This is a genomic window from Arthrobacter sp. P1_B4 (genome assembly GCF_056406555.1).
Genome location: NZ_JBFTZW010000044.1, coordinates 1 through 25,271 on the forward strand (window position 1 = coordinate 1; position 25,271 = coordinate 25,271).

27 protein-coding genes and 2 tRNA genes are annotated in these 25,271 nt (G+C 67.4%); 13 read left to right on the forward strand and 16 right to left on the reverse strand.

All coding sequences use genetic code 11. The features are described 5' to 3' along the window. Window positions 1-232 (reverse strand): transposase (locus AC1D1W_RS13595; RefSeq protein WP_476943955.1); only part of this gene is annotated, 232 nt, incomplete at its 3' end. Between the two features lie 165 nt (window positions 233-397). Between AC1D1W_RS13595 and pepN the strand changes: the two genes are divergently transcribed. Further along, complete coding sequence (gene pepN / locus AC1D1W_RS13600) at window positions 398-2,953, forward strand: aminopeptidase N (RefSeq protein WP_476943956.1); 2,556 nt, start codon at window positions 398-400, stop codon at window positions 2,951-2,953. An 87-nt stretch (window positions 2,954-3,040) separates the two neighbouring features. Continuing rightward, window positions 3,041-3,526 carry an OsmC family protein gene (locus AC1D1W_RS13605; RefSeq protein WP_243177217.1) on the forward strand — a complete coding sequence of 162 codons (486 nt, stop codon included), beginning with the start codon at window positions 3,041-3,043 and terminating at the stop codon, window positions 3,524-3,526. A gap of 23 nt (window positions 3,527-3,549) precedes the next feature. Here AC1D1W_RS13605 and AC1D1W_RS13610 read toward each other — a convergent pair whose 3' ends face one another. Beyond that, window positions 3,550-4,575, reverse strand: a complete 1,026-nt coding sequence (locus AC1D1W_RS13610; protein ID WP_476943957.1) for an NAD-dependent epimerase/dehydratase family protein — start codon at window positions 4,573-4,575, stop codon at window positions 3,550-3,552. A gap of 137 nt (window positions 4,576-4,712) precedes the next feature. On the opposite strand from AC1D1W_RS13610, the gene AC1D1W_RS13615 reads away from it, so the two are divergent. Continuing rightward, entirely contained in the window at window positions 4,713-5,372 is a 660-nt protein-coding gene (locus AC1D1W_RS13615; RefSeq protein WP_243177215.1) for a mechanosensitive ion channel family protein, read from the forward strand. Between the two features lie 4 nt (window positions 5,373-5,376). Then, window positions 5,377-5,835: a globin gene (locus tag AC1D1W_RS13620; RefSeq protein ID WP_476943958.1), complete on the forward strand. Its 459-nt coding sequence runs from the start codon at window positions 5,377-5,379 to the stop codon at window positions 5,833-5,835. 22 nt (window positions 5,836-5,857) lie between these two features. Here the strand turns inward: AC1D1W_RS13620 and AC1D1W_RS13625 are convergent, their stop codons facing one another. Further along, entirely contained in the window at window positions 5,858-6,517 is a 660-nt protein-coding gene (locus tag AC1D1W_RS13625; protein WP_476943959.1) for a DUF8185 domain-containing protein, read from the reverse strand. A gap of 62 nt (window positions 6,518-6,579) precedes the next feature. Here AC1D1W_RS13625 and AC1D1W_RS13630 point away from each other — a divergent pair, with 62 nt between their 5' ends. Beyond that, window positions 6,580-7,542: an acyl-CoA thioesterase gene (locus AC1D1W_RS13630; RefSeq protein ID WP_243177212.1), complete on the forward strand. Its 963-nt coding sequence runs from the start codon at window positions 6,580-6,582 to the stop codon at window positions 7,540-7,542. Window positions 7,543-7,732: 190 nt separating this feature from the next. On the opposite strand, the gene ettA is transcribed toward AC1D1W_RS13630, so the two are convergent. From ettA to AC1D1W_RS13645, 3 genes are all read right to left on the reverse strand, one after another. After that, the gene (gene ettA, locus AC1D1W_RS13635) at window positions 7,733-9,415 is read right to left on the reverse strand and encodes an energy-dependent translational throttle protein EttA (RefSeq protein ID WP_476943960.1); all 1,683 of its coding nucleotides are present in this window, start codon (window positions 9,413-9,415) and stop codon (window positions 7,733-7,735) included. 83 nt (window positions 9,416-9,498) lie between these two features. Further along, on the reverse strand, window positions 9,499-9,639 hold the full coding sequence (locus tag AC1D1W_RS13640) for a DUF6993 domain-containing protein (RefSeq protein WP_243177211.1): 141 nt from the start codon (window positions 9,637-9,639) through the stop codon (window positions 9,499-9,501). 526 nt (window positions 9,640-10,165) lie between these two features. Further along, entirely contained in the window at window positions 10,166-10,732 is a 567-nt protein-coding gene (locus AC1D1W_RS13645; protein WP_476943961.1) for a single-stranded DNA-binding protein, read from the reverse strand. Between the two features lie 245 nt (window positions 10,733-10,977). On the opposite strand from AC1D1W_RS13645, the gene AC1D1W_RS13650 reads away from it, so the two are divergent. Continuing rightward, window positions 10,978-11,050 (forward strand) — tRNA-Arg (locus AC1D1W_RS13650). A gap of 76 nt (window positions 11,051-11,126) precedes the next feature. Here the strand turns inward: AC1D1W_RS13650 and AC1D1W_RS13655 are convergent. Further along, window positions 11,127-12,143: a magnesium and cobalt transport protein CorA gene (locus tag AC1D1W_RS13655; protein WP_243177208.1), complete on the reverse strand. Its 1,017-nt coding sequence runs from the start codon at window positions 12,141-12,143 to the stop codon at window positions 11,127-11,129. Window positions 12,144-12,460: 317 nt separating this feature from the next. On the opposite strand from AC1D1W_RS13655, the gene AC1D1W_RS13660 reads away from it, so the two are divergent. Then, window positions 12,461-12,976, forward strand: a complete 516-nt coding sequence (locus AC1D1W_RS13660; protein WP_243177207.1) for a LapA family protein — start codon at window positions 12,461-12,463, stop codon at window positions 12,974-12,976. Between the two features lie 31 nt (window positions 12,977-13,007). Further along, complete coding sequence (locus tag AC1D1W_RS13665) at window positions 13,008-13,685, forward strand: GNAT family N-acetyltransferase (protein ID WP_243177206.1); 678 nt, start codon at window positions 13,008-13,010, stop codon at window positions 13,683-13,685. On the opposite strand, the gene map is transcribed toward AC1D1W_RS13665, so the two are convergent. Next, on the reverse strand, window positions 13,682-14,449 hold the full coding sequence (gene map / locus AC1D1W_RS13670; protein WP_459385064.1) for a type I methionyl aminopeptidase: 768 nt from the start codon (window positions 14,447-14,449) through the stop codon (window positions 13,682-13,684). The genes AC1D1W_RS13665 and map overlap by 4 nt on opposite strands. Window positions 14,450-14,527: 78 nt before the next feature. On the opposite strand from map, the gene AC1D1W_RS13675 reads away from it, so the two are divergent. Continuing rightward, window positions 14,528-15,211 (forward strand): DNA alkylation repair protein, encoded by a 684-nt coding sequence (locus tag AC1D1W_RS13675; protein ID WP_476943962.1) that lies wholly within the window; start codon window positions 14,528-14,530, stop codon window positions 15,209-15,211. A gap of 12 nt (window positions 15,212-15,223) precedes the next feature. On the opposite strand, the gene mptB is transcribed toward AC1D1W_RS13675, so the two are convergent. Then, a complete protein-coding gene (gene mptB / locus AC1D1W_RS13680; RefSeq protein WP_476943963.1) occupies window positions 15,224-16,849 on the reverse strand; it encodes a polyprenol phosphomannose-dependent alpha 1,6 mannosyltransferase MptB in 1,626 nt (541 codons plus the stop codon). A gap of 168 nt (window positions 16,850-17,017) precedes the next feature. Between mptB and orn the strand changes: the two genes are divergently transcribed. The 4 genes from orn to def all read left to right on the forward strand — a co-directional run bounded on the left by orn (window position 17,018) and on the right by def (window position 19,729). Further along, the gene (gene orn / locus AC1D1W_RS13685; RefSeq protein ID WP_308197202.1) at window positions 17,018-17,650 is read left to right on the forward strand and encodes an oligoribonuclease; all 633 of its coding nucleotides are present in this window, start codon (window positions 17,018-17,020) and stop codon (window positions 17,648-17,650) included. 145 nt (window positions 17,651-17,795) lie between these two features. Next, window positions 17,796-17,868: transfer RNA gene (locus AC1D1W_RS13690), tRNA-His, on the forward strand. A 93-nt stretch (window positions 17,869-17,961) separates the two neighbouring features. Further along, window positions 17,962-19,116 (forward strand): acyl-CoA dehydrogenase family protein, encoded by a 1,155-nt coding sequence (locus AC1D1W_RS13695; RefSeq protein WP_476943964.1) that lies wholly within the window; start codon window positions 17,962-17,964, stop codon window positions 19,114-19,116. Between the two features lie 40 nt (window positions 19,117-19,156). Then, window positions 19,157-19,729 carry a peptide deformylase gene (def, locus tag AC1D1W_RS13700; RefSeq protein ID WP_476943965.1) on the forward strand — a complete coding sequence of 191 codons (573 nt, stop codon included), beginning with the start codon at window positions 19,157-19,159 and terminating at the stop codon, window positions 19,727-19,729. A 162-nt stretch (window positions 19,730-19,891) separates the two neighbouring features. Here the strand turns inward: def and AC1D1W_RS13705 are convergent, their stop codons facing one another. The 7 genes from AC1D1W_RS13705 to AC1D1W_RS13735 all read right to left on the reverse strand — a co-directional run. Beyond that, complete coding sequence (locus AC1D1W_RS13705) at window positions 19,892-20,593, reverse strand: alpha/beta fold hydrolase (RefSeq protein ID WP_243177200.1); 702 nt, start codon at window positions 20,591-20,593, stop codon at window positions 19,892-19,894. 9 nt (window positions 20,594-20,602) lie between these two features. Next, window positions 20,603-21,061: a DUF1579 family protein gene (locus AC1D1W_RS13710; protein ID WP_476943966.1), complete on the reverse strand. Its 459-nt coding sequence runs from the start codon at window positions 21,059-21,061 to the stop codon at window positions 20,603-20,605. Between the two features lie 30 nt (window positions 21,062-21,091). After that, window positions 21,092-21,964, reverse strand: coding sequence for a polyphosphate kinase 2 (gene ppk2, locus AC1D1W_RS13715; protein ID WP_476943967.1), 873 nt, complete (start codon window positions 21,962-21,964; stop codon window positions 21,092-21,094). 109 nt (window positions 21,965-22,073) lie between these two features. Next, the gene (locus AC1D1W_RS13720; protein ID WP_476943968.1) at window positions 22,074-22,871 is read right to left on the reverse strand and encodes an HNH endonuclease family protein; all 798 of its coding nucleotides are present in this window, start codon (window positions 22,869-22,871) and stop codon (window positions 22,074-22,076) included. 110 nt (window positions 22,872-22,981) lie between these two features. Beyond that, a complete protein-coding gene (locus AC1D1W_RS13725; protein WP_018773403.1) occupies window positions 22,982-23,191 on the reverse strand; it encodes a hypothetical protein in 210 nt (69 codons plus the stop codon). An 88-nt stretch (window positions 23,192-23,279) separates the two neighbouring features. Further along, window positions 23,280-24,770, reverse strand: coding sequence for a glyceraldehyde-3-phosphate dehydrogenase (locus tag AC1D1W_RS13730; RefSeq protein WP_476943969.1), 1,491 nt, complete (start codon window positions 24,768-24,770; stop codon window positions 23,280-23,282). Window positions 24,771-24,999: 229 nt separating this feature from the next. After that, window positions 25,000-25,271 (reverse strand): GMC oxidoreductase (locus AC1D1W_RS13735; RefSeq protein WP_476943970.1); only part of this gene is annotated, 272 nt, incomplete at its 5' end.

Sequence of the window (25,271 nt, forward strand, 5' to 3'; positions counted from 1 at the left end):
GTCCCGCTTTGCGCGCCCATTGATAGCACGTCATCTGATTGAATCCGAGCTCCGCCGCGGCCGCGCTCACACTCCCCAGCCGGTCCACCACCGACAAGAACTGGTCCTTCTGCTCCGGCGTGTACTTCCGCCGCCGGGCTGTTTCCTCCGTTAAAAACGACACGGTCGTTGCAACTCCCAAAGTGTTGGGTGTTGCAACGACCGTTAGAACCCGCCTCGGCTTAGCGGCCATTCGTGGCAAATCGTGGAGTGGGCGCCGAGGCCTTGGGGCCGGTTGTGACCGGGCTAACTTGCCAAGGGCCGCTAACGTGAAAGAATAATTTCACAGTATCGCCGGCGACCGCGGCCGCGGCCGGCCGGCAGTATCCATCTTCTTCTGGAGGCCCCTTTGCCCGGTATGAACCTGACCCGCGCCGAAGCCCGCGAGCGCGCCGCCCTGATCGACGTCGATTCCTACGAGGTCAGCCTGGACCTGACCCGCGGCGAGAAGGTCTTCGGCTCCACCACGGCCGTGAAGTTCCGGGCCAAGCCCGGCTCGTCGACCTTCATCGACGCCGTCACCCACGCCGTGCACAGCGTCAGCCTCAACGGCCGCGAACTGGATCCGGCCGAGGTCTCCGACGGCGTCCGGATCCAGCTCCCGGACCTCGCGGCCGAGAACGACCTGCTGGTAGTCGCCGAAGCCCCGTACATGAACACCGGTGAAGGCCTGCACCGCTTCGTGGATCCGGTGGACAACGAGGTCTACCTGTACACCCAGTTCGAGGTCCCGGATTCGCGGCGCATGTTCGCCGTCTTCGAACAGCCCGACCTGAAGGCCAGCTTCACGTTCACCGTCACCGCCCCCTCGCACTGGGATGTCGTGTCCAACTCCCCCACCCCGGTGCCGGTGGAGACCATCCCCGGCGCGGATGGGGCCGCCCGCTCTGTCTGGGAGTTCACGCCGACACCGCGGCTGTCCTCCTATGTCACCGCGCTGATCGCCGGGCCGTACCAGTCAGTGCGCAGCGAGGTCACGTCGGCGGCGGGCAACGTCACCCCGCTGGGCATCTTCGCCCGCAAGTCGCTCATGCAGTACCTCGATGCGGACAACATCTTCGAGCTCACCCGGCAGGGCTTCGAGTTCTTCGAGGCCCAGTTCGGCTGCCCGTACCCGTTCGAGAAGTACGACCAGCTCTTCGTGCCGGAGTTCAACGCCGGCGCCATGGAGAACGCCGGGGCCGTCACCATCCTGGAAGGCTACGTCTTCCGCGGCAAGGTCACCGATGCCCAGGTGGAACGCCGCGCCATCACCGTGCTGCACGAGCTCGCGCACATGTGGTTCGGCGACCTCGTCACCATGCGCTGGTGGAACGACCTCTGGCTCAACGAGTCCTTCGCCGAATATATGTCCCACCTGGCCGCCGTCGAGAACACTGAGTTCGGCCACGCCTGGACCACGTTCGCGTCCGTGGAGAAGTCCTGGGCCTACCGGCAGGACCAGCTGCCTACCACGCACCCGATCTTCGCCGAGATCAACGACCTCCAGGACGTCGAGGTGAACTTCGACGGGATCACCTACGCCAAGGGCGCGTCGGTGCTGCGCCAGCTCGTCGCCTGGGTGGGCCCGGAGCAATTCATGTCCGGGGTGCGGGAGTACTTCAGCAAGCACGCCTGGCAGAACACCGAGCTCAGCGACCTCATGGCCGAACTCGAGAAGGCCAGCGGCCGCGACCTGGAACGGTGGGGGCAGCTCTGGCTGGAGACCGCCGGCGTGAACACCCTGACACCGGAAATCTCGGCGTCCGCGGACGGCACCATCGAGTCCTTCGCCATCGTGCAGTCGGCGATCGAGAGCGAACCGACCCTGCGCCCGCACCGCCTCGCCGTCGGCTTCTACAACCTCAACGGGACCGGCAAGCTGGAGCGGGTGCACCGCGAGGAGCTCGACGTCGACGGCGAGCGCACCGAAGTTCCGGCCTTGGCCGGCCTGGCCCAGCCGGACCTGATCCTGCTCAACGACGACGACCTCGCCTACGCCAAGGTGCGGCTGGATCCGAAGTCCCTCGCCACCGCAACGGCGCACCTGAAGGACTTCAGCCAGAGCCTCCCCCGCACGCTCGTTTGGGGCTCGGCTTGGGATGCGGCGCGCGACGGCGAATCCCCGGCCCGCGGGTACGTGGAGCTGATCCTCGCCAACATTGCCGAGGAATCCGATTCCTCCGTGATCCTGGTCCAGCTCCGGCAGCTGGCCACCACGCTGACCTTCTACGTGGCCGAGGAGCACCAGGAGGCCACCGCCGTGGCCGCGGCCGACAAGCTCTGGGAGCTCGCATCGGCGGTGCCGGCCGGCTCGGACGCCCAGCTGCAGTTCGTGAAGTCCTACGCCCTGCTGGCCCGCAGTGCCGGGCAGCTGGACACGGTCTCCGGGCTGCTGGACGGCTCACTCACCCTCGATGGGTTGAGCGTGGACCAGGACCTGCGGTGGGAGCTGCTGGCTTCCCTCGTGGCCGGCGGCCGCGCCGGGCAGGAGCGGATCGACGAGGAACTGAAGCACGACAACACCTCCAACGGCCAGAACGCGGCGGCCCTGGCCAAGGCCGCCATCCCCACTCCGGAGGCCAAGGCCGCGGCCTGGGAATCGATTGTGGTCAAGGGCGATCTGTCCAACGCCCTGCAGGGCTCCGCGGTGACGGGCTTTACCCGGGTCCTGGACACGTCCCTGCTCGAGCCGTACGCCGAGAAGTACTTCGAGGCCGTCCCGGGCATCATGGCAAGCCGCACCCACGCGCTGGCCTCGCAGATCGTCGTCGGGCTCTACCCGGCCCAGCTGACCACGCAGGCCACGGTGGACCGCACGGATGAGTTCCTGGCCTCGCTGCCGGAAGGCAGTGCCGCGCTGCGCCGGATGATGCTGGAGAACCGCGACGGCGTTGCCCGCGCCCTGCGCGCCCGCCAGGCCGACGTCGGCTAACGACCAAGGCACCGGACCCCCGGCAAGCCTGGAACCCCGGCGCCGCCCTTGTGCGGCGCCGGGGTTCTGTCGTTCTAGGCTGGAGTCATGAGCCTTGACGAACATCACTATGCGCTGACCGTCCGCTGGACCGGGAACCGCGGGGCCGGGACGTCCTCGTACCGCGGTTACTCTCGGGACCACGACGTCGAGATCCCCGGGCTGCCGGTGCTGCGCGGCTCGGCCGATCCGACCTTCCACGGGGACCGGGAGCGCTACAACCCCGAACAGCTGCTGCTGGCCGCGCTCTCGCAGTGCCACATGCTCTCCTTCCTGCACGTGGCCGTGAAGCACGGTGTTGTGGTGACGGCCTACGAGGACCGGGCCGAGGGCCTGATGCGGACCAACCGGGACGGCAGCGGGCAGTTCGAATCCGTCACGCTGAGGCCCCGGGTGACGGTGGCGGAAGCGGCGGCACCGGATGTCCTTGAGGAACTCCACGTGGAGGCCAACAAGGTCTGTTTCATCGCCCGCAGCGTGAATTTCCCGGTGTTGCACGAGCCGACGGCTGTGGTGGAGGGCCAGGCTGACTGAATAGTTTTCAGGCGGAATCGTTTTCAGGCGGCGCCGTCAGCCGGGCTGGTCGAGGCCTCTGCCCGGTACTCGGACACCAGCCGGCGCTCCGTCTCCGGGCTCATGCCGGCCTTGCGTTCACGGCCGAGTCCGCGGCGGCGTTCATCCGCCAGGGTGTCCCGCAGCGTGTCCATCCACGGCCGGAGCCGCAGCCCCGCTGTCCGGGCAGCGTCGTTGCTGCGGGTCGCGAAGCCCTCGTGGCCTGGCGGCAGCCACAGCGGCAGCGAGTCCGGGCCGGCCCAGTAGTTCGCACCGTGCGACGCCAGCCAGTCCTCGGGGGCGACAACCACCTCGGAGTCGGCGTCGGCGAGCTGGCGGGCTTCCTCCAGATAGGCGGCAAAGGGCACCGGCTCACCGACGGCGTTCAGCGCCCCAGTGGTTCCGTTCCCGGCGGCGGTGAGGATCCAGGCAGCGAGATCGCGGACGTCGATGATCTGGGTGGCGTCGGCGGGGATGTCCGGGACCAGGACGGGATCGTTGTCCCGGGCGAATCGGGCCGGCCAGTACCCGTAGCGGTCGGAGCCGTCCCCGGGTCCGCCGATCAGGCCGGCGCGGCAGAGGTGCGCCTTGCCGCCTGCCAGTTCCCGGGTCAGGTGCTCGATCGCGGACTTGGCCTCGCCGTAGTTTTCCATGGTCAGCTCCGTGCCCGGAGCCAGCGGCGGGAGCACCTGGGCGTCTTCGGCCTCGGCGGCCACTGAGTTGTCAGCGTAGACCGAGCAGCTGGAGATGAAGGTCCAGTGCCGGGCCGAGCCTGCCAGCGTCTCGAGGGCCTCACGTGCCTGGTCAGGGTCCCGCGAGACGTCGACGACGGCGTCCCACGCGCCGCTGCCGGCGGCCCCTTCGTACGCGGTCTTCCCCTGCGATCGGTCCGCGCGCAGCCAGGTGGCGCCGTCGGGCGGCGCGGCGGCGGAACCGCGGGCCAGGCATGTGACGTCGTGCCCGGCGGCGAGGGCCTGCCGGGCTATTTCAGCTGACAGGAAGGCCGTGCCGCCAAGGACCAGGATGCGCATGGGGCCACGCTACGGCGCTAATGTTGAAGTAGACCAGAGCGTTATGCGCCCGGCGAACGCAAGCCGCCTTTCCGGACGCCCAGCCCTGCTGCCGGCCGGCAGCAGGGCTGCAGTAGACAAGGAGTTTTCCCTCACCGATGATCAGCCTGACCACCATCGAACCAATCACCGCACCGGACATCTCGGCTGTCAACCTGCCAGGTGGCCTCATCAGCCTGGGCATCGGCGTCGCCGTGTGGCTGGCGGCATCCTTCGTGATCACCGGAATCACCAAACGGGTCGCGGCGGGCAGCACACTCTTCAAGAAGTCGCACTTCCGCTGGGTCGCTCCGGCGTTCCGCGCCCTGGACCACGAACGCCGCGTCCAGCGGGCAGAGACAATCGGCGCCCTGCTCCGCAGCGTGGTCGGCGTCCTGATCGCCGTCCTCACCATCGTGTACGTGCTCAAGTACCTGAACGTGGACGTGGCTCCCATCCTGACGAGCGTCGGGATCCTCGGTGTGGCCATCGGCTTCGGTGCCCAGCAGTTGATCCGCGACTTCCTCGCCGGCATCTTCATTACCTTCGAGGACCAGTACGGCATTGGCGACATCATCGAGACTTCCGAGGTGGTGGGCACAGTCGAGGCCATGAACCTGCGGATCACCCGGGTCCGGGCCGACGACGGCACCATCTGGTACCTGCGCAACGGCGAAATCCTGCGGGTGGGCAACCGCTCCCAGGGCACGTACATTCCGCCCGAGACGTCCCCGGCAGACGAGGCCGACAGCGCACCCCAGCAGAAGGCCGGAGAATAGTGAAATGACGATTCCCAGCGCCAGCGAACCCAGCCAGCCCAGGCAGCTGCTGCAGAACGATCCGTTCAGCCAGCCCGGCTACACGGACAACTTCTACGACGCCGTGGGCGGCCACGAGACCTTCGTGAAGCTCATCGATGTCTTCTACGACGGCGTCGCAACAGATCCGCTGTTGCGCGCCATGTACCCGGAAGAGGACCTTGGCCCGGCCAAGCGGCGCTTCCTGATGTTCCTGGAACAGTACTGGGGCGGGCCGACGACGTACGGCGAGGAGCGCGGGCATCCGCGGCTGCGGATGCGCCACATGCCGTTCCGGGTGACACCGGAGGCCAAGGAACGCTGGCTGTTCCACATGCGTGCCGCGGTGGATGCCCTGGAGCTGCCGCCGCTGTATGAGGGTACGCTCTGGGACTACATGGAGCGGGCAGCCCTGTCCATGGTGAACAGCCCGTCGGAGGGCTGAGCGCGGAGGGCGCCGGAGCTTCCTAGAGCCCGGTGCCGGTCCGGACCAGCACGTGGCCGCGGGTGCCGCTGAGCCGGAACCAGCGCCCGGCCCGGTAGAGCCGTTGCTCGCCCTCTGCCAGGAAGCCCAGGGTGAGCGCGGCGAACGCGGCCCCGGCCGGCAGGCCGCCGGCGTCGGGCAGTTCCCGGCCCCAGACCGTTGCCCTGGCGTTGTTGACGATCAACGCACCGGGCTTGTCCGGAATGATCGCGGCGATCTCCCTGATCCCGGCCTCCGCTGCGGTCCGCAGGGCGGTGTCCTGGACGGTGCCGAGCAGTTCCCAGCCGGCGCGCGGCGCGCCGATCCCGGCCCACGACTCGCTGACGGTCACCGGCGGGACGGGAAGTTCGACGTCGTGCTCCCCCGCCCGTGCCAGGCGGTCCAGCACGGCGGACAGCGGCACTGTCACGTCAGTGTCCGCCGGCTGTGCCAGCGCCATGGTCCGCAGGCCCAGGATGGTGGGGGTGGATTCGCCCAGGAGCCGGGGCCGCAGGACGCAGACGTAGGCGGCCAGGACGGGGCCAGCGGCCTGGAGCCGGATGGCGCCGTCGTCAATGGACTTGGCGCGCGTCGCGAAGGTGCGCAGGTCGTCGAGGTCGCGGGGATCGGTGAACTGCAGGGGCTGGGTTAGGACATCAGACACACTACTGACTCTACCGGCTGCGCTTCTTTGGAGCGGCGCTGGACGCCGTCTAGAGTCAGACCATGACTGAAGCCGAAGCCGGACTCTTGGGGCTCCCGACCCAGGACCCCACCTCCTCGCTCATCCAACTTCTCAACCTCGGCGAGCTCGAGGGCGCCCGGACGGACGAGGACATCTTCATGGGTCCCTCCCAGCAACAGCCCAAGCAGCGCGTCTTTGGCGGCCAGGTGCTGGCGCAGTCCCTGATAGCCGGCAGCCGCACCGTCGATCCGGACCGCAGCGTGCACTCCATGCACGGTTACTTCCTCCGGCCCGGAGACGCCAACAAGCCGATCACCTTCGGTGTGCAGCGCCTGCGCGACGGGCGGTCGTTCTCGGCCCGCCGGGTCCACGCCTATCAGGAGGGCATGCCCATCCTGTCGATGATCGCGTCCTTCCAGGCCGAGGACGAGGGGATCGAGCACCAGTCCGAGATGCCCGCCGGGATCCCGGACCCCGAATCGCTGCCGAGCACGGCCGACCTGCTGGGCAAGTTCGATCACCCCGTGGCCCGGCACTGGGCCTACGAGCGGCCGTTCGATATCCGCCACGTCGATCCGGCGCTGTATGTCTCGGCCAAGGGACCGCGGGAGGCCCGCAACGCCGTGTGGATGAAGACCTTCGGCCCGATGCCCGACGACGCCGGCCTGCACCGGGCGGCCCTGGCCTACGCGAGCGACTACACCTTGCTCGAATCCATCCTCCGCAGGCACGGCATGAGCTGGATTACGCCGGGGATGTCCGTGGCAAGCCTGGACCACGCCATGTGGTGGCACCGGCCGGTCAGGGTCGACGAGTGGCTCCTGTACGTCCAGGAATCGCCCAGCGCCCAGGGCGCACGGGGCCTCGCGACGGGCAAAATCTTCAGCCGGGACGGCCGGCACGTGGCGACGGTGGCCCAGGAAGGCATGATCCGCGTCCCGAACGACTTCAAAAACACCGACCTGAAGAACACCGCGAAGGGCGCCGTGCAGGCCGCCGTCTGATCGAGGGCGCTGCAGCACCTGATCCGCAAGGCCAAGGGCTGCCAGTACTCCCCCGTCCGGCGGCTGGGACACGGTGTCCTCGGCACACGGCGTCCTCGGCGCACAGGCCCACCGCACACAAAAAGCCGGCTCCCCCTGAAACAGTTCAGGCGGGAGCCGGCTTTTTCGCGGCGCTGTAAGTCTTGCGGGCTTAGTCGCGGGTGAGGCGGCGGTGGGTTACCCGGTGCGGCTTGGCCGCATCCGGGCCCAGGCGCTCGACCTTGTTCTCCTCGTAGGATTCGAAGTTGCCCTCGAACCAGTACCACTTGGACGGGTTCTCCTCGTCGCCTTCGTAGGCGAGGATGTGGGTGGCCACCCGGTCAAGGAACCAGCGGTCGTGCGAGACGACGACGGCGCAGCCCGGGAATTCGAGCAGGGCGTTTTCGAGGCTGCTGAGGGTTTCGACGTCGAGGTCGTTGGTCGGTTCGTCGAGGAGCAGCAGGTTGCCACCCTGCTTGAGGGTCAGCGCCAGGTTGAGGCGGTTGCGCTCACCACCGGAGAGCACCCCGGCCTTCTTCTGCTGGTCCGGGCCTTTGAAGCCGAAAGCGGCCACGTAGGCGCGGGACGGCATTTCGACGTGGCCGACCTGGATGTAGTCGAGGCCGTCGGACACGACTTCCCACAGGGTCTTGTTCGGGTCGATGCCGCCGCGGCTCTGGTCGGCGTAGGAGATCTTGACGGAATCGCCGATCTTCAGTTCGCCGCCGTCGAGCGGTTCCAGGCCCACGATGGTCTTGAAGAGGGTGGACTTGCCGACGCCGTTGGGACCGATGACGCCGACGATGCCGTTGCGGGGCAGGCTGAAGGACAGTCCATCGATCAGGGTGCGGTCATCGAAGCCCTTCTGGAGACCCTTGGCCTCCAGCACGAGTCCGCCCAGGCGCGGGCCCGGCGGGATCTGGATCTCTTCGAAGTCGAGCTTGCGGGTACGGTCTGCCTCGGCAGCCATTTCCTCGTAGCGGGCCAGACGGGCCTTGGACTTGGTCTGGCGTCCCTTGGCGTTGGACCGGACCCATTCGAGTTCCTCGGTCAGGCGCTTGGCCTGCTTAGCGTCCTTCTTGCCCTGGACTTCCAGGCGGGCGCGCTTMTTCTCCAGGTACGTGGAGTAGTTGCCCTCGTACGGGTACAGGTGGCCGCGGTCCACTTCGGCGATCCACTCGGCCACGTGGTCGAGGAAGTACCGGTCGTGGGTTACGGCAAGGACGGCACCGGAGTAGCTGGAGAGGTGCTGTTCCAGCCACAGCACGCTCTCGGCGTCAAGGTGGTTGGTGGGCTCGTCGAGGAGCAACAGGTCCGGCTTCTGCAGCAGGAGCTTGCACAGCGCGACGCGGCGGCGCTCACCACCGGAGAGCAGGGTGACGTCGGCGTCGGCGGGCGGGCAGCGCAGTGCGTCCATAGCCTGTTCCAGCTGGGAATCGATGTCCCAGGCGTCGGCAGCGTCGATCGCTTCCTGCAGCTGTCCCATTTCCTCGAGGAGGGCATCGTAGTCAGCGTCGGGGCTGGCCATTTCCTCGGAGATCGCGTTAAAGCGCTGGATCTTGCCGTAGATTTCGCCGACGCCTTCCTGGACGTTGCCCAGGACGGTCTTGTCTTCGTTCAGCGGCGGCTCCTGCAGCAGGATGCCTACCGTGTAGCCGGGGCTGAGCCGGGCCTCACCGTTGGAGGGAGTGTCCAGGCCGGCCATGATCTTGAGAATGGTGGACTTACCGGCACCATTCGGGCCGACAACGCCAATCTTGGCCCCCGGGAAGAAGGACATGCTTACGTCATCGAGGATGAGTTTTTCGCCGACAGCCTTACGGGCCTTGGTCATTGTGTAGATAAATTCCGCCATGCCTACAAATCTAGTGGTTCGGGCGGGATAACTCACATTCCGTGAGCCCGGATCGGCCACTTAACGGCGTTCGAGGGTTCGGCTCAGTCCCGGACGCCCACGAGGCAGCCCCCGGAGGCCAGACCCGGCAGCAGCACAGCGACGGTGACGGTGCCGGTGCGGATCTGGGCCACGATGCAGTCGTTGCCGTCGCGCACTCCGGCCTCGACGGCGTCGACAGCCATGCCGTGGGCGTCCGCCCGGCTGTGACTTCCACAGCGTCGGCCGGAATCCCTGCCTTAACCAACGACGCGCGGATGCCCGCCGTTTCGGGCTGACTGCCGCCGCGGATGGCGGCGTTCAGGACCGCCTCGACCGTGGACTTCATGGCGGATTCCCTGTCGGGTTTCAGGTCGGGGTTCGCCAGCGGCGACGTCGTGGATGCCGGTGCCGGCGACGCAGTGGCTGTCGGTGCCGGGGACGTTGCGGAAGGTGTCCCCTGAGAGTCCGCGGCTTCAGAGGCCATAGCTCCGCTGCTACCGGCCGGCGTCGCACAGGCGAAGGCTGAAAGCAGGAGCACCAAGGTTGCGGCGGCCGGAGCGGCCCAGCCGACGCGACGGGCGGCCCCTCCCGCGGTGCGGGTGGGCGCCGCCCGTCCCGCAACGATCCTGGCGTGTTGCATCGGGCAATTCTGCCACGCGGCAGTGCCCCGTTCCGGCGTTCCGGTGACCAGTCCCGGCGCCCACGGCGCTGCCCGCCGGTCCTGCGGATTCAGGCTGCGGCCCCTTTCAGTTCTCCGGTTTCCTGGTCCACCTCCTCCTCCTCACCGCTCTCGTCATGGCTGAAGCTCGCGTGGTGGTCGGCACCGTGGTCGCCGTCCCCGTCGTCGTCCCCTGGCAGGCTCTGCGGTCCGCCGCCGTCGCCGTCGCCGCTACCGGGCGCGTCTGGGGAACCGGGTCCGGCGGCCGCCTGGCTTCCGGCTGCGGCTGAGCGCGTGAAGTTCGCAGAGCCCCACATGAGGTCGTGGCCAACTGACTCCGCGTCAATTTCGGCGACGTGGTAGACCCTGCCGTCCTTCTCCCAGCTCCGCATCTTCAGCCTGCCTACCACGATGACCCGCTGGCCCTTCTTGATGCTGCAGCCAATGTTGCCGGCCAGTTGCCGGTATCCCTGGACGGTGAACCAGTTGGTGTTGCCATCCACCCAGGTGCTGGAGCCGCGGTCGTAGCGGCGCTCGGTGGCGCCGAACCGGAAGGACGCCGTGGCCACGCCACCGGGTGTGGTCGAGCTTCTGATCTCCGAGGCGACGAAGCCACGGACCGTAATGTTGTCGCTCATTCTCATGTCCTGTCTCGAATTGTCGTGCCCTGCCGGGCAGTTCCAGCATCCCGCCGTGGACCGTGGCCGGGGAGGACCCGGCTGTGCCATGTGGATAACCGGCTGCCGGCAACGGTGTGGGGACCGTGTTGGGGAGAAGTCAGGGCCGGCAGGACCGGCCACCTGCCGGGCGTTGACCTCCACCGGCCGTCAGGCACTGTAAACTTTTTGAGGCGTCACCGGCAGCAGCCGGTGGGAGCCAGCGCGCCCCAGTAGCTCAGGGGATAGAGCAGCGGCCTTCTAATCCGCCGGTCGGGGGTTCGATTCCCTCCTGGGGCACAAGAGAGCGGCTCTGACCTGCGACAACGCACGGTCAGGGCCGCTTCCAATGTCAACTCCTATTTCAACCAGACCATCAGATCCACTTGTTGTGTTTGAACGTCAGGAACAGGATCCCGCCCATGCCGAGCATGAGCGCGAGTGCCATCGGATAGCCGAAGATCCAGTCGAGCTCGGGCATGTCGCGGAAGTTCATGCCGTAAATCGAGGCGATCAACGTCGGCGCAAACAAGATGGCAGCCCACGACGAGATCCGCTTGACCTGCTCGTTCTGGGCGAAGCTCGACTCCGTCAGGAGCCGCATTTCGTCGTTCTGCCGCTGGGCAACGAGGGCCGCGTTGACGGCCAGCGCGTTCTGCAGCAACGCCCGGAAGGCAGACACCCGCTCCCCCAGCCTGATGGCGTGGTCCAGGACGTCGCGGAAATGATCCTGCAGTTCGGGATCCGGCACGCCGTCCGGTCCGCCGCCCATGAGGCTCTGCAAGATTCCGGCCAGCGGGGCCGTGGCACGCTGAAACGTGATGACCTGGCGGGAGAGTTCATAGATCCTGCGCGATACGCCGGGGTCGGCAGCGAACAGGTCGTCTTCGATTTCATCGATATCGTTTTCCAGCCCTGCCGCCACGGGCTCGTACTCGTCCACCACCTGGTCCAGGATCGCGTACAACACCGCATCCGGTCCGAGCGCCAGGAACTCCGGCTCGGACTCCATCCGCCGGCGCACCCGGGCCAGGTCGGGAGACTCCGCCCGGCGGACAGTCACTACAAAGTCCGGTCCGGAAAACACATGGATCTCGCCGAACTCGACCTTTTCCACGTCGTCCAGGTACCGCGCGGGCCGCAGCACCAGGAACAACGTCTCGCCATAGTGCTCCAGCTTGGCCCGCTGGTGGCCGGCGAGCGCGTCCTCTACGGCCAGGTGGCTCAGGTCAAATTCCTCGGCCACGGAGCGCAGTTCCTGGGCTTCGGGCCGGTAGAGCCCGATCCAGGCCATGCCCTGGCGCTGCCGCAGCAGAAAGTATGTCTCCTCGAGTCCTTCCGGGTCGGCGGTCCGGTGACCGTCCACATAGACGGCGTTGTCAATAATCGTCACGGCCGCGCCTCCTCTTCAAGGCATTCGCTTTGCTGTGACGTTATACCGTCCCCGGGCCGGTGCCAACAGCCTGCACTGCCCCGCGGGCGCCGCTGGTTTCCGGGAAGGACCCCGGAAAGAATGCCCGGGAGAACGACGCCGACGGCGGCCGCCAGGGACCGCCAAAGCACGGTTGCTGGCGTGGGACGGAGCGCCCGAACCGTGCACACCCTATGCCCTGAGCCCCGCCAGCCCTCAGCACGCTTAGTATTGAATGGACTGGCAGGCTGGCAGGGATAGCCTGTGCGCCCTGCCCGCAATCGAAAGGTACGGCCGCCATGACCGAGACACCCCGCAGATTCGACCCCACCAATCCAGACGACGCCCCCACCTCCCCGTACGCGGGGTCCGGTGACGCCACACCCGCGCCCGCGTCCGCGCCCGCCGAGCAGAGCCCCGGCATGGATGTGGCCGCGACCAGCACGGATGTGGCCGCCACGACGGCGGGGCGCGCCGAAACCACCCAGCCCGAGGAACCCACGGCTCAGGCTCCCGCGCCGGCGCCCGCTCCGGACACGCGCCAGGTCACCCGTGCGGGAATGGTCTGGGCCGCGGTTGCCTGCGCGCTCGTGGTGCTGATCCTGCTGATCGCTTTCATCCTGCAGAACCAGGAATACGTGCAGGTGAAGTTCTTTGGCCTCGAAGGCTCGGTCCCGCTCGGCATCGCCTTGTTCATCGCGGCCGTCGGAGGCGGCGTCCTGGTCGCCATCGCCGGAGCCGCCCGCATCATCCAGCTCCGGCTCGCCGCGCACCGCGTCCGCCGCCAGGCCAGCCCGGGCACGCGCACGCGCTGACGCTGAAGCCGCCAGGCGCTACCCTCTTTCCATGCGCGACGCAGAACCCCGGGCCCAGGCAGCCATCACCACCGCCGCGGCGGACTGGCCCGACGTCGAGCGTCTCTTTGGCGTGCGCGGCGAACCCTCACGATGCTGGTGCCGGTTCTTTGCCTGGACCGGCCCGCAGTGGTCCGCGTCCACCCCGGAGGAGCGGAAGAACCAGTTGCGGGACAAGTTCGACGGCGGCCAGCCGGCGCCCGGGGTCCTGGCCTTCCGCGACGGGAATCCGGTGGGCTGGTGCGCCGTCGAGCCCCGCGGGTGCTACCCAAGGATCCTGCGCTCGAACGTGCTGGCGTCGGCCCCTGACGCCGCCCGGGATCCCGGCGTGGACCAAGTGTGGTCCGTCAGTTGCTTTGTAGTCTCCCCTGACCACCGACGCACCGGCGTGGCGGGGGCGTTGCTTGCCGCCGCCGTCGAACACGCCTCCGCCCACGGCGCAACGGTGGTAGAGGGTTATCCGGTCGACCCCGCGCAACGGCCCAAGGCCGGCCCGGCAGACCTCTACCACGGCACGCTGGGACTCTTTTTGGCGGCCGGCTTCACGGCGGCCGGCTTCACGGCGGCCGGCTTCACGGTGGTCAGCGGCACAGTGGTCAGCGGCGCAGTGCCGGGACGCGCCGTCGTCCGCCTGACGGTGCCCCGGGCCGGCAGGGACCGAGGGCGCTAGGGCAGGGTCAGGATCACCGGCCCGTCGGCGGTGATGGCCACGGTGTGTTCGCTGTGCGCGGCGCGGCGGCCGTTCGCTGAGCGGAGGGTCCATTCGTCGTCGTCATGGTAGTAGTCGTCCTTGCGGCCGAGAATCAGCATTGGCTCGATGGCGATGACCAGGCCCTCGGTCAATTTGATGCCGCGACCGGGACGCCCGTCGTTGGGCACGTGCGGCTCGGCGTGCATGGTCCGGCCGATCCCGTGGCCGCCGTGGTCGGCGAGCAGCCCGTAGCCTGCCCGGCGCGCTGCACCGCCGATCGCATAGGCGAGATCCCCCATCTTGTTCCCGATCCTTGCCGCTTCGATCCCCCTCGCCAGGGCGGCGTCCGTGGCGTCGATGAGGGCCTGGTCCACCGGATCCACGGTCCCCACGATGAAGCTGACGGCCGCATCGCCGCACCACCCGGCCAGGAACGCGCCGCAATCCACGCTCAGGAGGTCCCCGTCCTGGAGCCGGTACTCGTTGGGGATGCCGTGCACGACGGCGTCGTTGACGGACGTGCAGATGACCCCCGGGAACGGCACGGACGCCCACCGCGGCCGGTAGTTCAGGAACGCCGGGGTGGCTCCCGCGTCGGCGATTGACGCCGCGGCGACATCGTCCAGTTCCTTGAGCGAAACGCCGACGGCGGCCGCCTCCCGGACCCGGGCGAGGGTGGTGGCGACCACCCGGCCGGCCTCGCGCATCAGAGCGATCTCTTCGGGACTCTTGATCATGGACATGGCTTTCCCTTCCGACGCGGAGCCGCGGCTTGCTGGCTTCAACTCTAAAGCCCGCCGCGGCGTGTCTACAGTGGCCTCATGACCACCACGGAACTGATTGACGCGATCCGCGGCAGCCTCCAGGCTGCTGCCGATCCGGGCCGCGCCGCGGGGGCCCAGGCCTACATGAAATCGCAGATGCCATCCCTGGGCGTGCGGGTTCCCGAGGTTCGCAGCATTGTCCGGGCCGCGGCCGCGGACCACCCGCCGGGCACCCTGGCGGAGCTGCAGTCCGCCGTGCTTGTGCTGTGGCGCAACGCCGGACACCGTGAGGAACGCTATGCCGCGATCGAGCTCACGGGGCTCAAGCCGGCAGCCGGGGAACTGGGCATGCTGGCCCTCTATGAGGAAATCATCCGCACCGGAGCGTGGTGGGACCTGGTGGACGGGGTGGCCCACCGGCTGGGCGCCCTGTTGCAGGCCCACCGGGCAGAACTGACGCCGGTGCTCGAACGCTGGAGCCGGGACGAGGACTTCTGGGTCCGGCGGGCCGCGATCACCGCACAGCTGGGGGCGAAGGACGCCACGGACACGGAGCTCCTGGCCGCTGTGATGGAGGCCAACCTTGAGGACCGGGAGTTCTTCATCCGCAAGGCGATCGGGTGGGCGCTGCGCCAGTACGGCAGGACGGATCCGGCCTGGGTGAAAGCGTTTGTGCGGCGGCATGCGGACCGGCTCAGTCCGCTCTCGCGCAAGGAAGCGCTCAGGAACTTGGCGGCCTAGCCAGAACCAGCCCTAGATGATCGGCCGCGTGGTGACCGGCTCGTCCGACTTGGTGAACAGCAGCTTCGTCTTCGGGTCAAGGAAGATCAGGTATAGCGCAAACAGCAACGCAATGATCGCCGCGGCGTTGCGGGCCAGCGCCAGGGCCAGGCCCAGATCCGCGGTCTGCAGGTACGGGAAGACGTCGAGCTGGTCCGAGATCGCGTACACCATGAAGAAGGACACGATGAAGTAGAGCGCCTTGACCTGCCAGTCGTCGCGGATGCCCGTGACGGCGAAGAGCGGGATGAGCCAGACGATGTACCAGGACTGGATCATCGGGGACAGCAGCACGACGGCGGCGAACGCCAGGGTGAGCCGGCGCATCAGCCGGTCGTAGTCGCCGCGGAAGATCTGCCAGGCGACGATGCCGACGGCGAGCAGCTTGCCGGCGTCGAACGCCCACTTGGCCAGTCCCCAGCCGTCGAGCCCGAAGGCGTTGGAGATGGAGGCCACGATCAGGCCCACCAGGCCAACAGGCGCGTACCAGATCCAGATGCTGCCCGGGGCGGACAGCCCGTTAATCCAGCCGAAGCCGAAGCCATTGACCCGGCTCATGAGATACAGCAAGGCCACGCTGATGCCGGCCGTGAGGGCCCAGAAGACGAACTTGCGCGGCCAGCTGGCGCCCTTGCCCGCCCAGAGCAGGCCGATGAACGGCAGGAAGACCACCGTGATGGGCTTGACCGAGATGGAGAGCGTGACCAGCACGATTCCGAGGATGACCCGGCGCGTGGCGCAGTAATAAAGGCCCGCCAGGGCCAGGCCGATCATGAGGGCGTCGTTGTGGACGCTGGCGATGAAGTTGGTGAGGAACAGCGGGTTGGCCGCCGTCAGCCACAGGGCCCGGTTCGGGTTCACTCCGTGCAGTTCGGCCAGTTTCGGCACGTAGATCACGCAGAGGACCACGCCCACCAGGGCCGCGATCCGGAACAGCATGATGCTGCCTTCAGGGTGCACGTTGGTGGCCCAGACCACGAACTGTTCGATCCACAGGAACAGCTGCCCGTAGGGGACGGGAGCTTCGGTCCACATTCTGTCGGCGCCCAGCTGGAAGTAGTTGGACAGCGCCGAAATGCCGTTTTCGTAGGGGTTGAAGCCCTCCACCATGAGCCGGCCCTGGCCGATGTACGCGTAGACGTCGCGGCTGAACAGCGGTACAGAGAACATTAGCGGCAGCCCCCACGCCACCGTCGCTTGGAGCGTGGCCTTGCGGGCCCCGGCCCCCCAGACCCGGACGCGCTGGCCGAGCCGCAGCCAGGCGCGGACAAGCAGCATGCCGCCGAAGGCCAGCAGGACAATGCAGAGGGCGACGCCGAGGGCCTCGGTGCGCATCCAGATGAACAGCGGGACTCGGCGGAGTTCGGATGCGGGGGCAAGCCAGCCGACGCCGATCGAACCGATAGTCATGAACAGCGAGCCCAGGAACCCGGCAAGGATCGGGGACCGCGGGTTATCGACGTCGCCGACGGCCCCTTCCCCCTCAGGGGAGGCCGCAGCCGGGGTGAGCGCGGTCCGGCCGGCCGCAGAAGGGCGGGACGTGGACGGGCGGGACGTACCGGCAGCCGTTTCCCCCGCCGCAGGCACAGGCGCCGTCATGTCAGGATCGTCCAATCTGTTGTGGGCCACAATTCCGCCCACAGCCGGCCGCAGTGTCCGGCCCGGGGCGCCGCGTCGAAGAAATAAGTGCCGAAATAATTCGGCGGCCGCGTATTCGAAATCCTAGCACCGGACGGCTCTGTGGCGTCGGAACGGTAGGCTGGGCGGGTGCCTATTACTAACGAACGCATCGTCTGGATCGACTGCGAAATGACCGGCCTGGACACCAAGAATGACGCCCTTATCGAGGTGGCCGCCCTGGTGACCGATTCGGAGCTCAACATCCTGGGGGACGGCGTCGACGTCGTGATCAAGCCCGACGACGCCGCGCTGGCCCAGATGAACGACTTTGTCCGCGACATGCACACACGCTCCGGCCTGCTGGCGGAGCTTCCGCACGGCAAGACGATGGCCGAAGCGCAGGCAGCCGTGCTCGCCTACATCAAGAAATGGGTGCCGGATCCCCGGAAGGCCCCGCTCGGCGGCAACTCGGTGGGCACCGACCGCGTGTTCCTTGTCCGCGACATGCCCGACGTGGTGGAGCACCTGCACTACCGGGTCATCGATGTGAGCACCATCAAGGAACTCTCCCGCCGCTGGTTTGCCCGGGCCTACTTCCAGTCCCCGGCCAAGCTGGGCGGCCACCGGGCGCTCGGCGACATCAAGGACTCCATCGACGAACTCCGGTATTACCGCGAGGCCGTATTTGTCCCCGCGCCGGGCCCGGACAGTGCCACGGCGCAGCGGATCGCCAAGCGCGTCATGGGCGGCGAAGCAGCCGAGCCCACCCCGGCGGAGTAGGCGCGGAAAAGTAATCTGCGCCACGTTTCGCGGAAATTTCGGCGAAAATCGCAAAAGTGGCAAAACCACCCCCAAACAGCAGGTAAGCTATTTGTCGTTGCCTTTCCAGCCAGCCGGTTCGCCGGAGGGCCTGATATGGCACATGGTGGGCGTAGCTCAGTTGGCAGAGCGCCTGGTTGTGGTCCAGGAGGTCGCGGGTTCAACCCCCGTCGCTCACCCTCATGAAGGACGGCAGTGATTGTCCGACCTTTTCCAAAGGCCGCACCGGTTATCCGGTGCGGCCTTTGTTGTCTGTATTGGAAGGAATCGCAGTGAAGCGCAAGCTGTTTGAAGAAGACCACGAGATGTTCCGTGAGATGGCCGCCGAGTTCAACGCGCGCGCGGTCGCTCCCCACTACACCCAGTGGGACGAGGACCACATGATGCCCCGGGAACTGTGGTCCGCTGCCGGCGAGCAGGGCCTGCTGGGCCTGGCCGTGCCGGAAGAGTTCGGCGGCATGGGGATGTCCGACTACCGCTTCCGGACAGTGCTGGACGAAGAATTCGCCAAGAGCAACCACCTCGCGGTCGGCCTGGCGTTCCACCTGCACGATGACATGGTCCTCCCCCACCTGCTGGCCTACGGCTCCGATGACCTCAAGGCCCGCTGGCTTCCGGGCATGGTCTCGGGCGAAAAGGTCACCTCGGTCGCCTGGACCGAACCGGGGGCCGGCTCCGACCTGCGCGGCATCCGCACCAAGGCGGTCCGCGACGGCGACGACTGGCTGATCACTGGCCAGAAAACGTTTATCGGCAACGGCATCTCCGGCGATGCCTCCCTCGTCCTGGCCCGCACTGATGGCGGCACCGGACGCGGAAACCGCGACTCGTTCTCGCTCTTCATGGTCCAGAAGGGTGAGGGCTACAACACCGGCAAGCAGCTGGACAAGATGGGCCTCAAGGCCTCCGACACGGCCGAGCTGTTCTTCGACAACGTCCGCGTTCCGCACGCGGACCTCGTCGGCGAGGAAGGCAAGGGCCTGCAGTACGCGGCCGAACAGCTCCCCCAGGGCCGGCTGGCGATCGCCGTGGCAAGCTCCGCCGTCGTGCGCGCCACCTACGAGGCGACTGTCCGCTACACGAAGGACCGCAACGCGTTCGGCGAGCGAATCATCGATTTCCAGAACAGCCGCTTCGAACTCGCCGACCTCCTCACGGAGGTCGAGGTCACCGAAGCGTACGTGGACCAGGCCATCCTGGCGTTCAACGCCGGAGAGCTCGACGCCGCAGGCGCTGCCCGTGCCAAACTGTGGGCGTCCGAGCGCGCCAAGTCCGTCACGGACCGTTGCCTGCAGCTGCACGGCGGGTACGGCTACATCATGGAATACCCGGTGGCCCAGGCCTACCTCGCCGCCCGGCTGCTGACGATCTTCGGCGGCACCAACGAAATCATGCGCGACGTCGTCGGCCGCACCATCGCCGGCTGAGACGCCGCGACTCCACCTGCATCCGAGGAACTTTCCTGATATGACCGTCCTGCCCATCACGATCTGGGGCGAGCCCGTGCTGCACCGCCGGGCCGCTGAAGTCGACGTCTTCGACGACGAGCTCCGCACCCTGATCGCCGACATGTTCGAGACCAACGACGCCGCCAACGGCGTCGGGCTGGCGGCCCCCCAGGTGGGGGTCGGCAAGCGGCTCTTCGTGTACAAGTACGACAACGACGACGGCGCCGCGCCCGCCGGCGTCGTGGTCAATCCTGTCCTGACACTTTCGAAGATTTCCGGCGCGCTGCCGGACCCCGACGAGGAAGAGGAAGGCTGTCTGTCCTTCCCCGGCGGACAGTATCCGCTCAAGCGGGCCGAATGGGCGAGGGTCCAGGGCTTCGACGGTGACGGGAAGCCGGTGGAATTCGAGGCGACCGGCTGGTTCGCCCGGGTCATCCAGCACGAGTACGACCACCTCGACGGCAAGCTCTACGTCAACCGGCTCATTGACCGCTATGCCCGCCGGGCCATGAAGCAGGCCAAGCGCAGCGGCTGGGGCGTTCCCGGCCTGACCTGGATGCCGGGAGTAGACCCGGACCCGTTCGGCCACTGACGGCGGCAGTTAGGCGCTGCTGCACGCGGACTTTCCCCACGTTTGACGCCGACGCGCAGGAAATCGCCGGCGGTTTGGCGGGACGAGCCGGCGGCGGGTCCCAAAGGTGGGGAATTTCGGCGGGATTTCCCGGGTCAGCAGTGACCCGGCCGGCCAGTTCTTTTAGGTCCGGTCGACGGCGGCCAGGATCGCGGCTCCGAGCTCTGCCGGCCTGGTGAACTGCGGCCAGTGTCCTGTAGGCAGGTCCACGTAGTCGACCTGGCGGATCCGTCCGAGCTCCGCCACATACGGGTGGCCGCCGGCAACCATTTCCGTCAGCATCGAGGACGGGAATTCGCAGGCGATGACGGTGACCGGAACCTCGAAGCGGCGTTCATCCGAGAGCTGCTGCCGGTCCTGGGCCACGCCGCGGGGCTGCGGGATGGCACGGGCACGGAACATGGCGCGCAGCTCGTCGGTCAGGTCGGTGAGGTCCGCGTCCTCGAAAAGCTCCCACGGCGGCAGCGGCACCTCGTCGCCGTCGGCCGGGAGTTCGTCATTGATGACCCCGCCCTCCCCCAGCGGTCCGCTGTCCACGTAGACAGCCCGGGCCACCCGGTCCGGGCGGGCATCGACGGCGCCATGGATGATGGCCCCGCCGCCGGAGTGGCCCACCAGGACCACCGGCGCGTCGAAGGAATCGATCTTCGCCACCACGGCGTCGATGTGGGTGCGCAGGCCGATCCCGGCGCGCGGCGCATCGGCCGACTCCAGGCCCGGCAGCGTCAACGGGTGGACCTTGTGCCCGGCCGCGGTCAGCGGCGGGGTGACGTCAGCCCACGACGAGGCGTCCAACCAGAATCCGGGTACGAGGATGATGTCCATGCCGGTACCCTACCGGTCGAGTACCAGCTCCACCACCTGATACGGGTCCTCGCCCGGGACCAGGTTGTGCATGGTGATGCGTCCGCCCGGGCCGTCCGCCGGGTGCAGGTGGATCTGCCAGCCCCAGTCCGGGCCGGTCGGCGCCGCATAGGAGCCGTTGAGCCGGAGGACGCCGTCGCCGCCCACGGTCCCGGAAAACTGCATCAGCGCCTTGCCCGTGTGCCAGGAGTCCAGCCACACAGCGGTGGCGGGATCCGCGCCGGACGCGCCGCCGGCCAGGATCAGGAGGCCTTCCTGCTGGCTCTCACCGTCTGACCAGGTGTAGGCGACACTCGCGAAGTGTGCGGCGGTCACCGTCACCGTGGCGGTGGCCGCCGAAGCCTTGTAGTCGTCCGTGGGCATGAGCCGCAAGCGGTTTTGTCCATGCCAGGTGCCAAGGAACGGTGTCACGTATTTCACAATGTCCATGCGGCAGTCTACTGAACCAACCGATCCTGCTCAGTCCGCGGCCGGCTTTTCGAATCTCGCCGCGGAGTCCGGGACATAGCGGAACAGTTCCCGCGGCGGGCGCGTGTAGTTGACGGCCTTCGGCCGTTCCGGAAGGGTCACCGGCTCGGTCCGCACTTCGGTGTAATCGATGCTGGAGAGCAGGTGGGCGATGAGGTTGATCCGTGCCCGGCGTTTGTCTTCGGCTTCCACCACGTACCAGGGTGAATCCGCGGTGTCTGTCTGCACGAACATGTCGTCCTTGGCCCGCGAGTAGTCTTCCCAGCGCAGGATTGCCTCCCGGTCCATCGGCGAGAGCTTCCATTGCCGCATGGGATCATCCAGCCGGGATTTGAACCGCCGCTCCTGTTCCCCATGGCTGATCGAGAACCAGTACTTGAAGACCAGGATGCCGTCCTGGATGAGGAGCCGTTCAAAAACCGGGCACTGGGCCATGAAGCGTTTGTGCTCCGCCGGGGTGCAAAAGCCCATCACGTGTTCGACGCCGGCGCGGTTGTACCAGGAGCGGTCCATCAGGACGATTTCCCCGGCGGCGGGCAGATGCGCCACATAGCGCTGGAAGTACCATTCACCGCGTTCGCGCTCCGTCGGCGCCGGCAACGCGACTATCCGGGCAAACCGCGGATTCAGGTACTCGGTGACCCGCTTGATTGCACTCCCCTTACCGGCTGCATCCCGACCCTCGAAGATGATGAGGACCCGCGCCCCGGTGCTCCGGACCCACTCCTGGAGGGCAACCAGTTCTGCCTGGAGCCGCAGAAGTTCGGCCTTGTAGAGTCCGGCGTCGAGCCGGGCCGGCCGCCGTGCGGAGCCCTTCTTGTGGCCGGCGTGCCCCTTGCCTGAATTGTGCGTGCGATGTGCCATGGCTTCCGTTCCAGCATTTGGGGCGCGCGGTTTGTCCCACCGCGCCCATTGTCGCCGGGCAGCAGAACGGCTGCAAGGGTCCTCCAGCCCGGAAACTGCGAAGGGCGCGTCAGCGCGGCACGATCGTCTGTTGCCCTGGGCACGAGGCCAGGATCCGTTTCATCGCCTCCTTCTCTGCCGCCGTGACCCACAGCCGGTAGGCCGCCTTGACCGAAATTTGGCGGGCGACGTAGTGGCAGCGGAAAGCCTTGTTTGGCGGCAGCCAGGTGGCGGCGTCGGAGGCACTCTTGTCCTGGTTGGCGGGACCGTCGACGGCGATCAGGTTGAGGGGATCGTTGGCCAGGTGTTCGCGCTGCTGCGCGGTGAGCTGCTGGGCGCCTTTTTGCCACGCGTCTCCCAGCGCCACGACGTGGTCGATCTGCACCGCAGCACTGGTTTCGGCGCCGCGCCGGAAAACGATCGTGCGGCCGGCGTACGGTTCCTGGAACGTGCCGCCGGCCACCTGGCAGCGGGAGCCGCTGACGAATTCGGCGGCCGCCAGGTCGCGGCGGAGGATATCGTTGCGCGTATCGCAGCCGTTGCGGTCGACGTCGAGCCATGCCTGGCCGAAGGCACCCCGGTCATAGTTGTTCTTTGCCGACCGTCCCTTGACCGCGAGGGTGTCGAGCAGTGCGGCAGCGTTTCCCTGCGGCACTGCCCGGACGGCGTCCACCGCGTTCATCCACCCTCGGGCAATGACGGGGGCCTCGCGGGGGCCGGCGATTTGCGGCTCCGCAGCGGAAAACTGGCCGGCCGTGAAGAACCAGATCAGGCCGCCCAGGACGGCCAGGCCGGCCGCGGCCAGGAGGATCCAGGCTTGGCGGGAGTGGCGGCGGGCGCGGCGGAAATCCATCCAGGTGGCGCTCATGTGGGCGGCCGCTCGCGGCGTTTTGGCTGCACGCCCTGAGCCTATGCGGACGCCACGCCACTCGGGCGGTTGTCCACAGTGTTGGGGACCGGTGGCGGAACGCGGGGGGCCTATTGCTCCCGCGTGACCCGTTTCAGGTCTTCGTTGGCCAGATCCAGCAGGCCCTGGAGCTGGGTCACCCGGTCGTCGTTGACTTCACCGGACTGGCGTTTGACGAGGGCGTCGTCCAGCAGCCGCTTCGCTTCTTTCGCGTTGCTCCGCGCGACGTCCAGCGCGTGTTCCAGGGTGGTCTCGTGTTCAACAGCCGGGTTCGGTTCCATGGCTCCATTGTGGTTCCCTTTCCCGGCCGATTCCAGTGCATCGGCCGGGAAAGGAGGAACATGTCCCGGTCAGGGACATTCGCCCTGGCTAGACCTCGACGGGCAGCCCTGCGGCCTCGAGGATGGACGCAGCATCCTTGGCGGGGAAGGACGGCGGGTTGACCCCGGCCATTTCCTCCATGACGCGGACCACCTGGCAGCTGTAGCCGAACTCGTTGTCGTACCAGACGTACAGGACGAGGTTCTTGTCGTTGGAGATCGTGGCCAGACCGTCGACGATGCCTGCCCGGCGTGAGCCGACGAAGTCCGTGGAGACAACCTCGGGCGAATCGATGTAGTCGATCTGCTTGCGCAGCTCGGAGTGCAGCGACATTTCCCGCAGGTAGTCGTTGACCTCATCCTTGGTGGTGCCGTTCTCCAGGTTCAGGTTCAGGATGGCCAGCGAGACGTCCGGGGTGGGGACGCGGATGGAGCTGCCCGTGAGCTTGCCGAGCAGTTCCGGCAGGGCCTTGGCCACGGCCTTGGCGGCACCGGTCTCGGTGATTACCATGTTCAGYGCGGCAGAGCGTCCACGGCGGTCGCCCTTGTGGAAGTTGTCGATCAGGTTCTGGTCGTTCGTGAAGGAGTGGACCGTCTCCACGTGGCCGTGCACCACGCCGTAGCGGTCGTCGATCGCCTTGAGCACAGGGGTGATGGCGTTCGTGGTGCAGGACGCCGCCGAGACGATCGTGTCCGAGTCGTCGATGGTGCCGTGGTTGATGCCGTGCACGATGTTCTTCAACTCGCCCTTGCCCGGTGCGGTGAGGAGAACGCGGGCAACACCCTTGCTCAACAGGTGCTGGGAAAGGCCCTCGGCGTCGCGCCAGCGGCCCGTGTTGTCGACGACGAGCGCGTCGTGGATGCCGTAGGCGGTGTAGTCCACCGTGGAGGGGTTGTCCGAGTAGATGACCTGGATCTGGACGCCGTTGGCCGTGATGGTGTTGTTTTCGAGGTCAACCTTGATGGTGCCTTCGAAGGAGCCATGGACGGAGTCGCGGCGCAGCAGGCTCGCGCGCTTGGCAAGGTCGTTGTCTGAACCGCGGCGGACCACGATGGCACGCAGGCGCAGGCCGTGGCCGCCGCCTGCCTTTTCGATCAGGAGCCGGGCCAGGAGCCGGCCGATGCGGCCGAAACCATAGAGGACGACGTCGGTGCTGGTGCGGTCGTCGCCGCCGCGCTTGCCGACAACCTCGGCGAGTTCGGCGCGGAGGAACTCATCCAGGCTGGCGCCGTCGCCCTCGGCGCGGTATTTCTCGGTGAGGCGGGCAATGTCGATCGCCGCGGCGCCGAGGTCCAGCTTGGTCAGGGCCTCCAGCAGCGGGGCCGTCTCCTCAAGGCGCAGTTCTTCCTTGCTCATCCTGCGGGCGAAGCGGTGGGCCTTGAGGATATTCATGGTGGACTTGTTGATCAGGCTGCGTCCGTGGATGGAGGTCACCACGTTGTTCTCGCGGTACAGCCGGCCGATCACGGGGATCATCGCCTCGGCGAGTGCCTCACGGCCCATCCACGTATCAAGACAAGAATCTGACGTCTGGCTCACAGAACTACCTTCCTAGAATCCACCCCCTACGTCCTCGTAGGGGGAAGTCGGCCGCCGGAGGGTGTCCGGTACCGGGCACCGGCGGGGATTCGGTCCACCCCGGGCGCCTCATCGAGCGCAAAGAAAAACCGCCGGCTGCGAACGCAGACCCGGCGGCAGAACTTCTACGTTCACCATCAATTCTACGGGCGGCCAGGCAGGGTGGGGTGCCTGTTGCGCGTGAATTGACTCACACACTGTCTGGGGCCACGTCGAAGTCGGCAAAACCATCCGCGCCGGGCGTAAGCCCCTCTGCGTCCTCAAGGATCATGTCGACGGCCTTTTCCGCGATCATGATGGTGGGTGCCTGGGTGTTGGCACTGACCAGCCGGGGCATGATCGAGGAGTCAACGACCCGCAATCCCTCCAGCCCGTGGACCTTCAGCCGCGGGGAGACAACGGAATCGTCGGTGGTACCCATGGCGCAAGTGCCGACCGGGTGGTACGAGGTCCGTCCGTAGG

What these genes read in the sequence shown, in the direction of transcription:
- pepN (WP_476943956.1), top strand. Translation starts at nt 398, where the DNA reads ATGAACCTGACCCGCGCCGAAGCCCGCGAGCGCGCCGCCCTGATCGAC.
- AC1D1W_RS13605 (WP_243177217.1), top strand. Translation starts at nt 3,041, where the DNA reads ATGAGCCTTGACGAACATCACTATGCGCTGACCGTCCGCTGGACCGGG.
- AC1D1W_RS13610 (WP_476943957.1), bottom strand. Translation starts at nt 4,575, where the DNA reads ATGCGCATCCTGGTCCTTGGCGGCACGGCCTTCCTGTCAGCTGAAATA.
- AC1D1W_RS13615 (WP_243177215.1), top strand. Translation starts at nt 4,713, where the DNA reads ATGATCAGCCTGACCACCATCGAACCAATCACCGCACCGGACATCTCG.
- AC1D1W_RS13620 (WP_476943958.1), top strand. Translation starts at nt 5,377, where the DNA reads ATGACGATTCCCAGCGCCAGCGAACCCAGCCAGCCCAGGCAGCTGCTG.
- AC1D1W_RS13630 (WP_243177212.1), top strand. Translation starts at nt 6,580, where the DNA reads ATGACTGAAGCCGAAGCCGGACTCTTGGGGCTCCCGACCCAGGACCCC.
- AC1D1W_RS13640 (WP_243177211.1), bottom strand. Translation starts at nt 9,639, where the DNA reads ATGGCTGTCGACGCCGTCGAGGCCGGAGTGCGCGACGGCAACGACTGC.
- AC1D1W_RS13645 (WP_476943961.1), bottom strand. Translation starts at nt 10,732, where the DNA reads ATGAGCGACAACATTACGGTCCGTGGCTTCGTCGCCTCGGAGATCAGA.
- AC1D1W_RS13660 (WP_243177207.1), top strand. Translation starts at nt 12,461, where the DNA reads ATGACCGAGACACCCCGCAGATTCGACCCCACCAATCCAGACGACGCC.
- AC1D1W_RS13665 (WP_243177206.1), top strand. Translation starts at nt 13,008, where the DNA reads ATGCGCGACGCAGAACCCCGGGCCCAGGCAGCCATCACCACCGCCGCG.
- map (WP_459385064.1), bottom strand. Translation starts at nt 14,449, where the DNA reads ATGTCCATGATCAAGAGTCCCGAAGAGATCGCTCTGATGCGCGAGGCC.
- AC1D1W_RS13675 (WP_476943962.1), top strand. Translation starts at nt 14,528, where the DNA reads ATGACCACCACGGAACTGATTGACGCGATCCGCGGCAGCCTCCAGGCT.
- mptB (WP_476943963.1), bottom strand. Translation starts at nt 16,849, where the DNA reads ATGACGGCGCCTGTGCCTGCGGCGGGGGAAACGGCTGCCGGTACGTCC.
- def (WP_476943965.1), top strand. Translation starts at nt 19,157, where the DNA reads ATGACCGTCCTGCCCATCACGATCTGGGGCGAGCCCGTGCTGCACCGC.
- AC1D1W_RS13705 (WP_243177200.1), bottom strand. Translation starts at nt 20,593, where the DNA reads ATGGACATCATCCTCGTACCCGGATTCTGGTTGGACGCCTCGTCGTGG.
- AC1D1W_RS13710 (WP_476943966.1), bottom strand. Translation starts at nt 21,061, where the DNA reads ATGGACATTGTGAAATACGTGACACCGTTCCTTGGCACCTGGCATGGA.
- ppk2 (WP_476943967.1), bottom strand. Translation starts at nt 21,964, where the DNA reads ATGGCACATCGCACGCACAATTCAGGCAAGGGGCACGCCGGCCACAAG.
- AC1D1W_RS13720 (WP_476943968.1), bottom strand. Translation starts at nt 22,871, where the DNA reads ATGAGCGCCACCTGGATGGATTTCCGCCGCGCCCGCCGCCACTCCCGC.
- AC1D1W_RS13725 (WP_018773403.1), bottom strand. Translation starts at nt 23,191, where the DNA reads ATGGAACCGAACCCGGCTGTTGAACACGAGACCACCCTGGAACACGCG.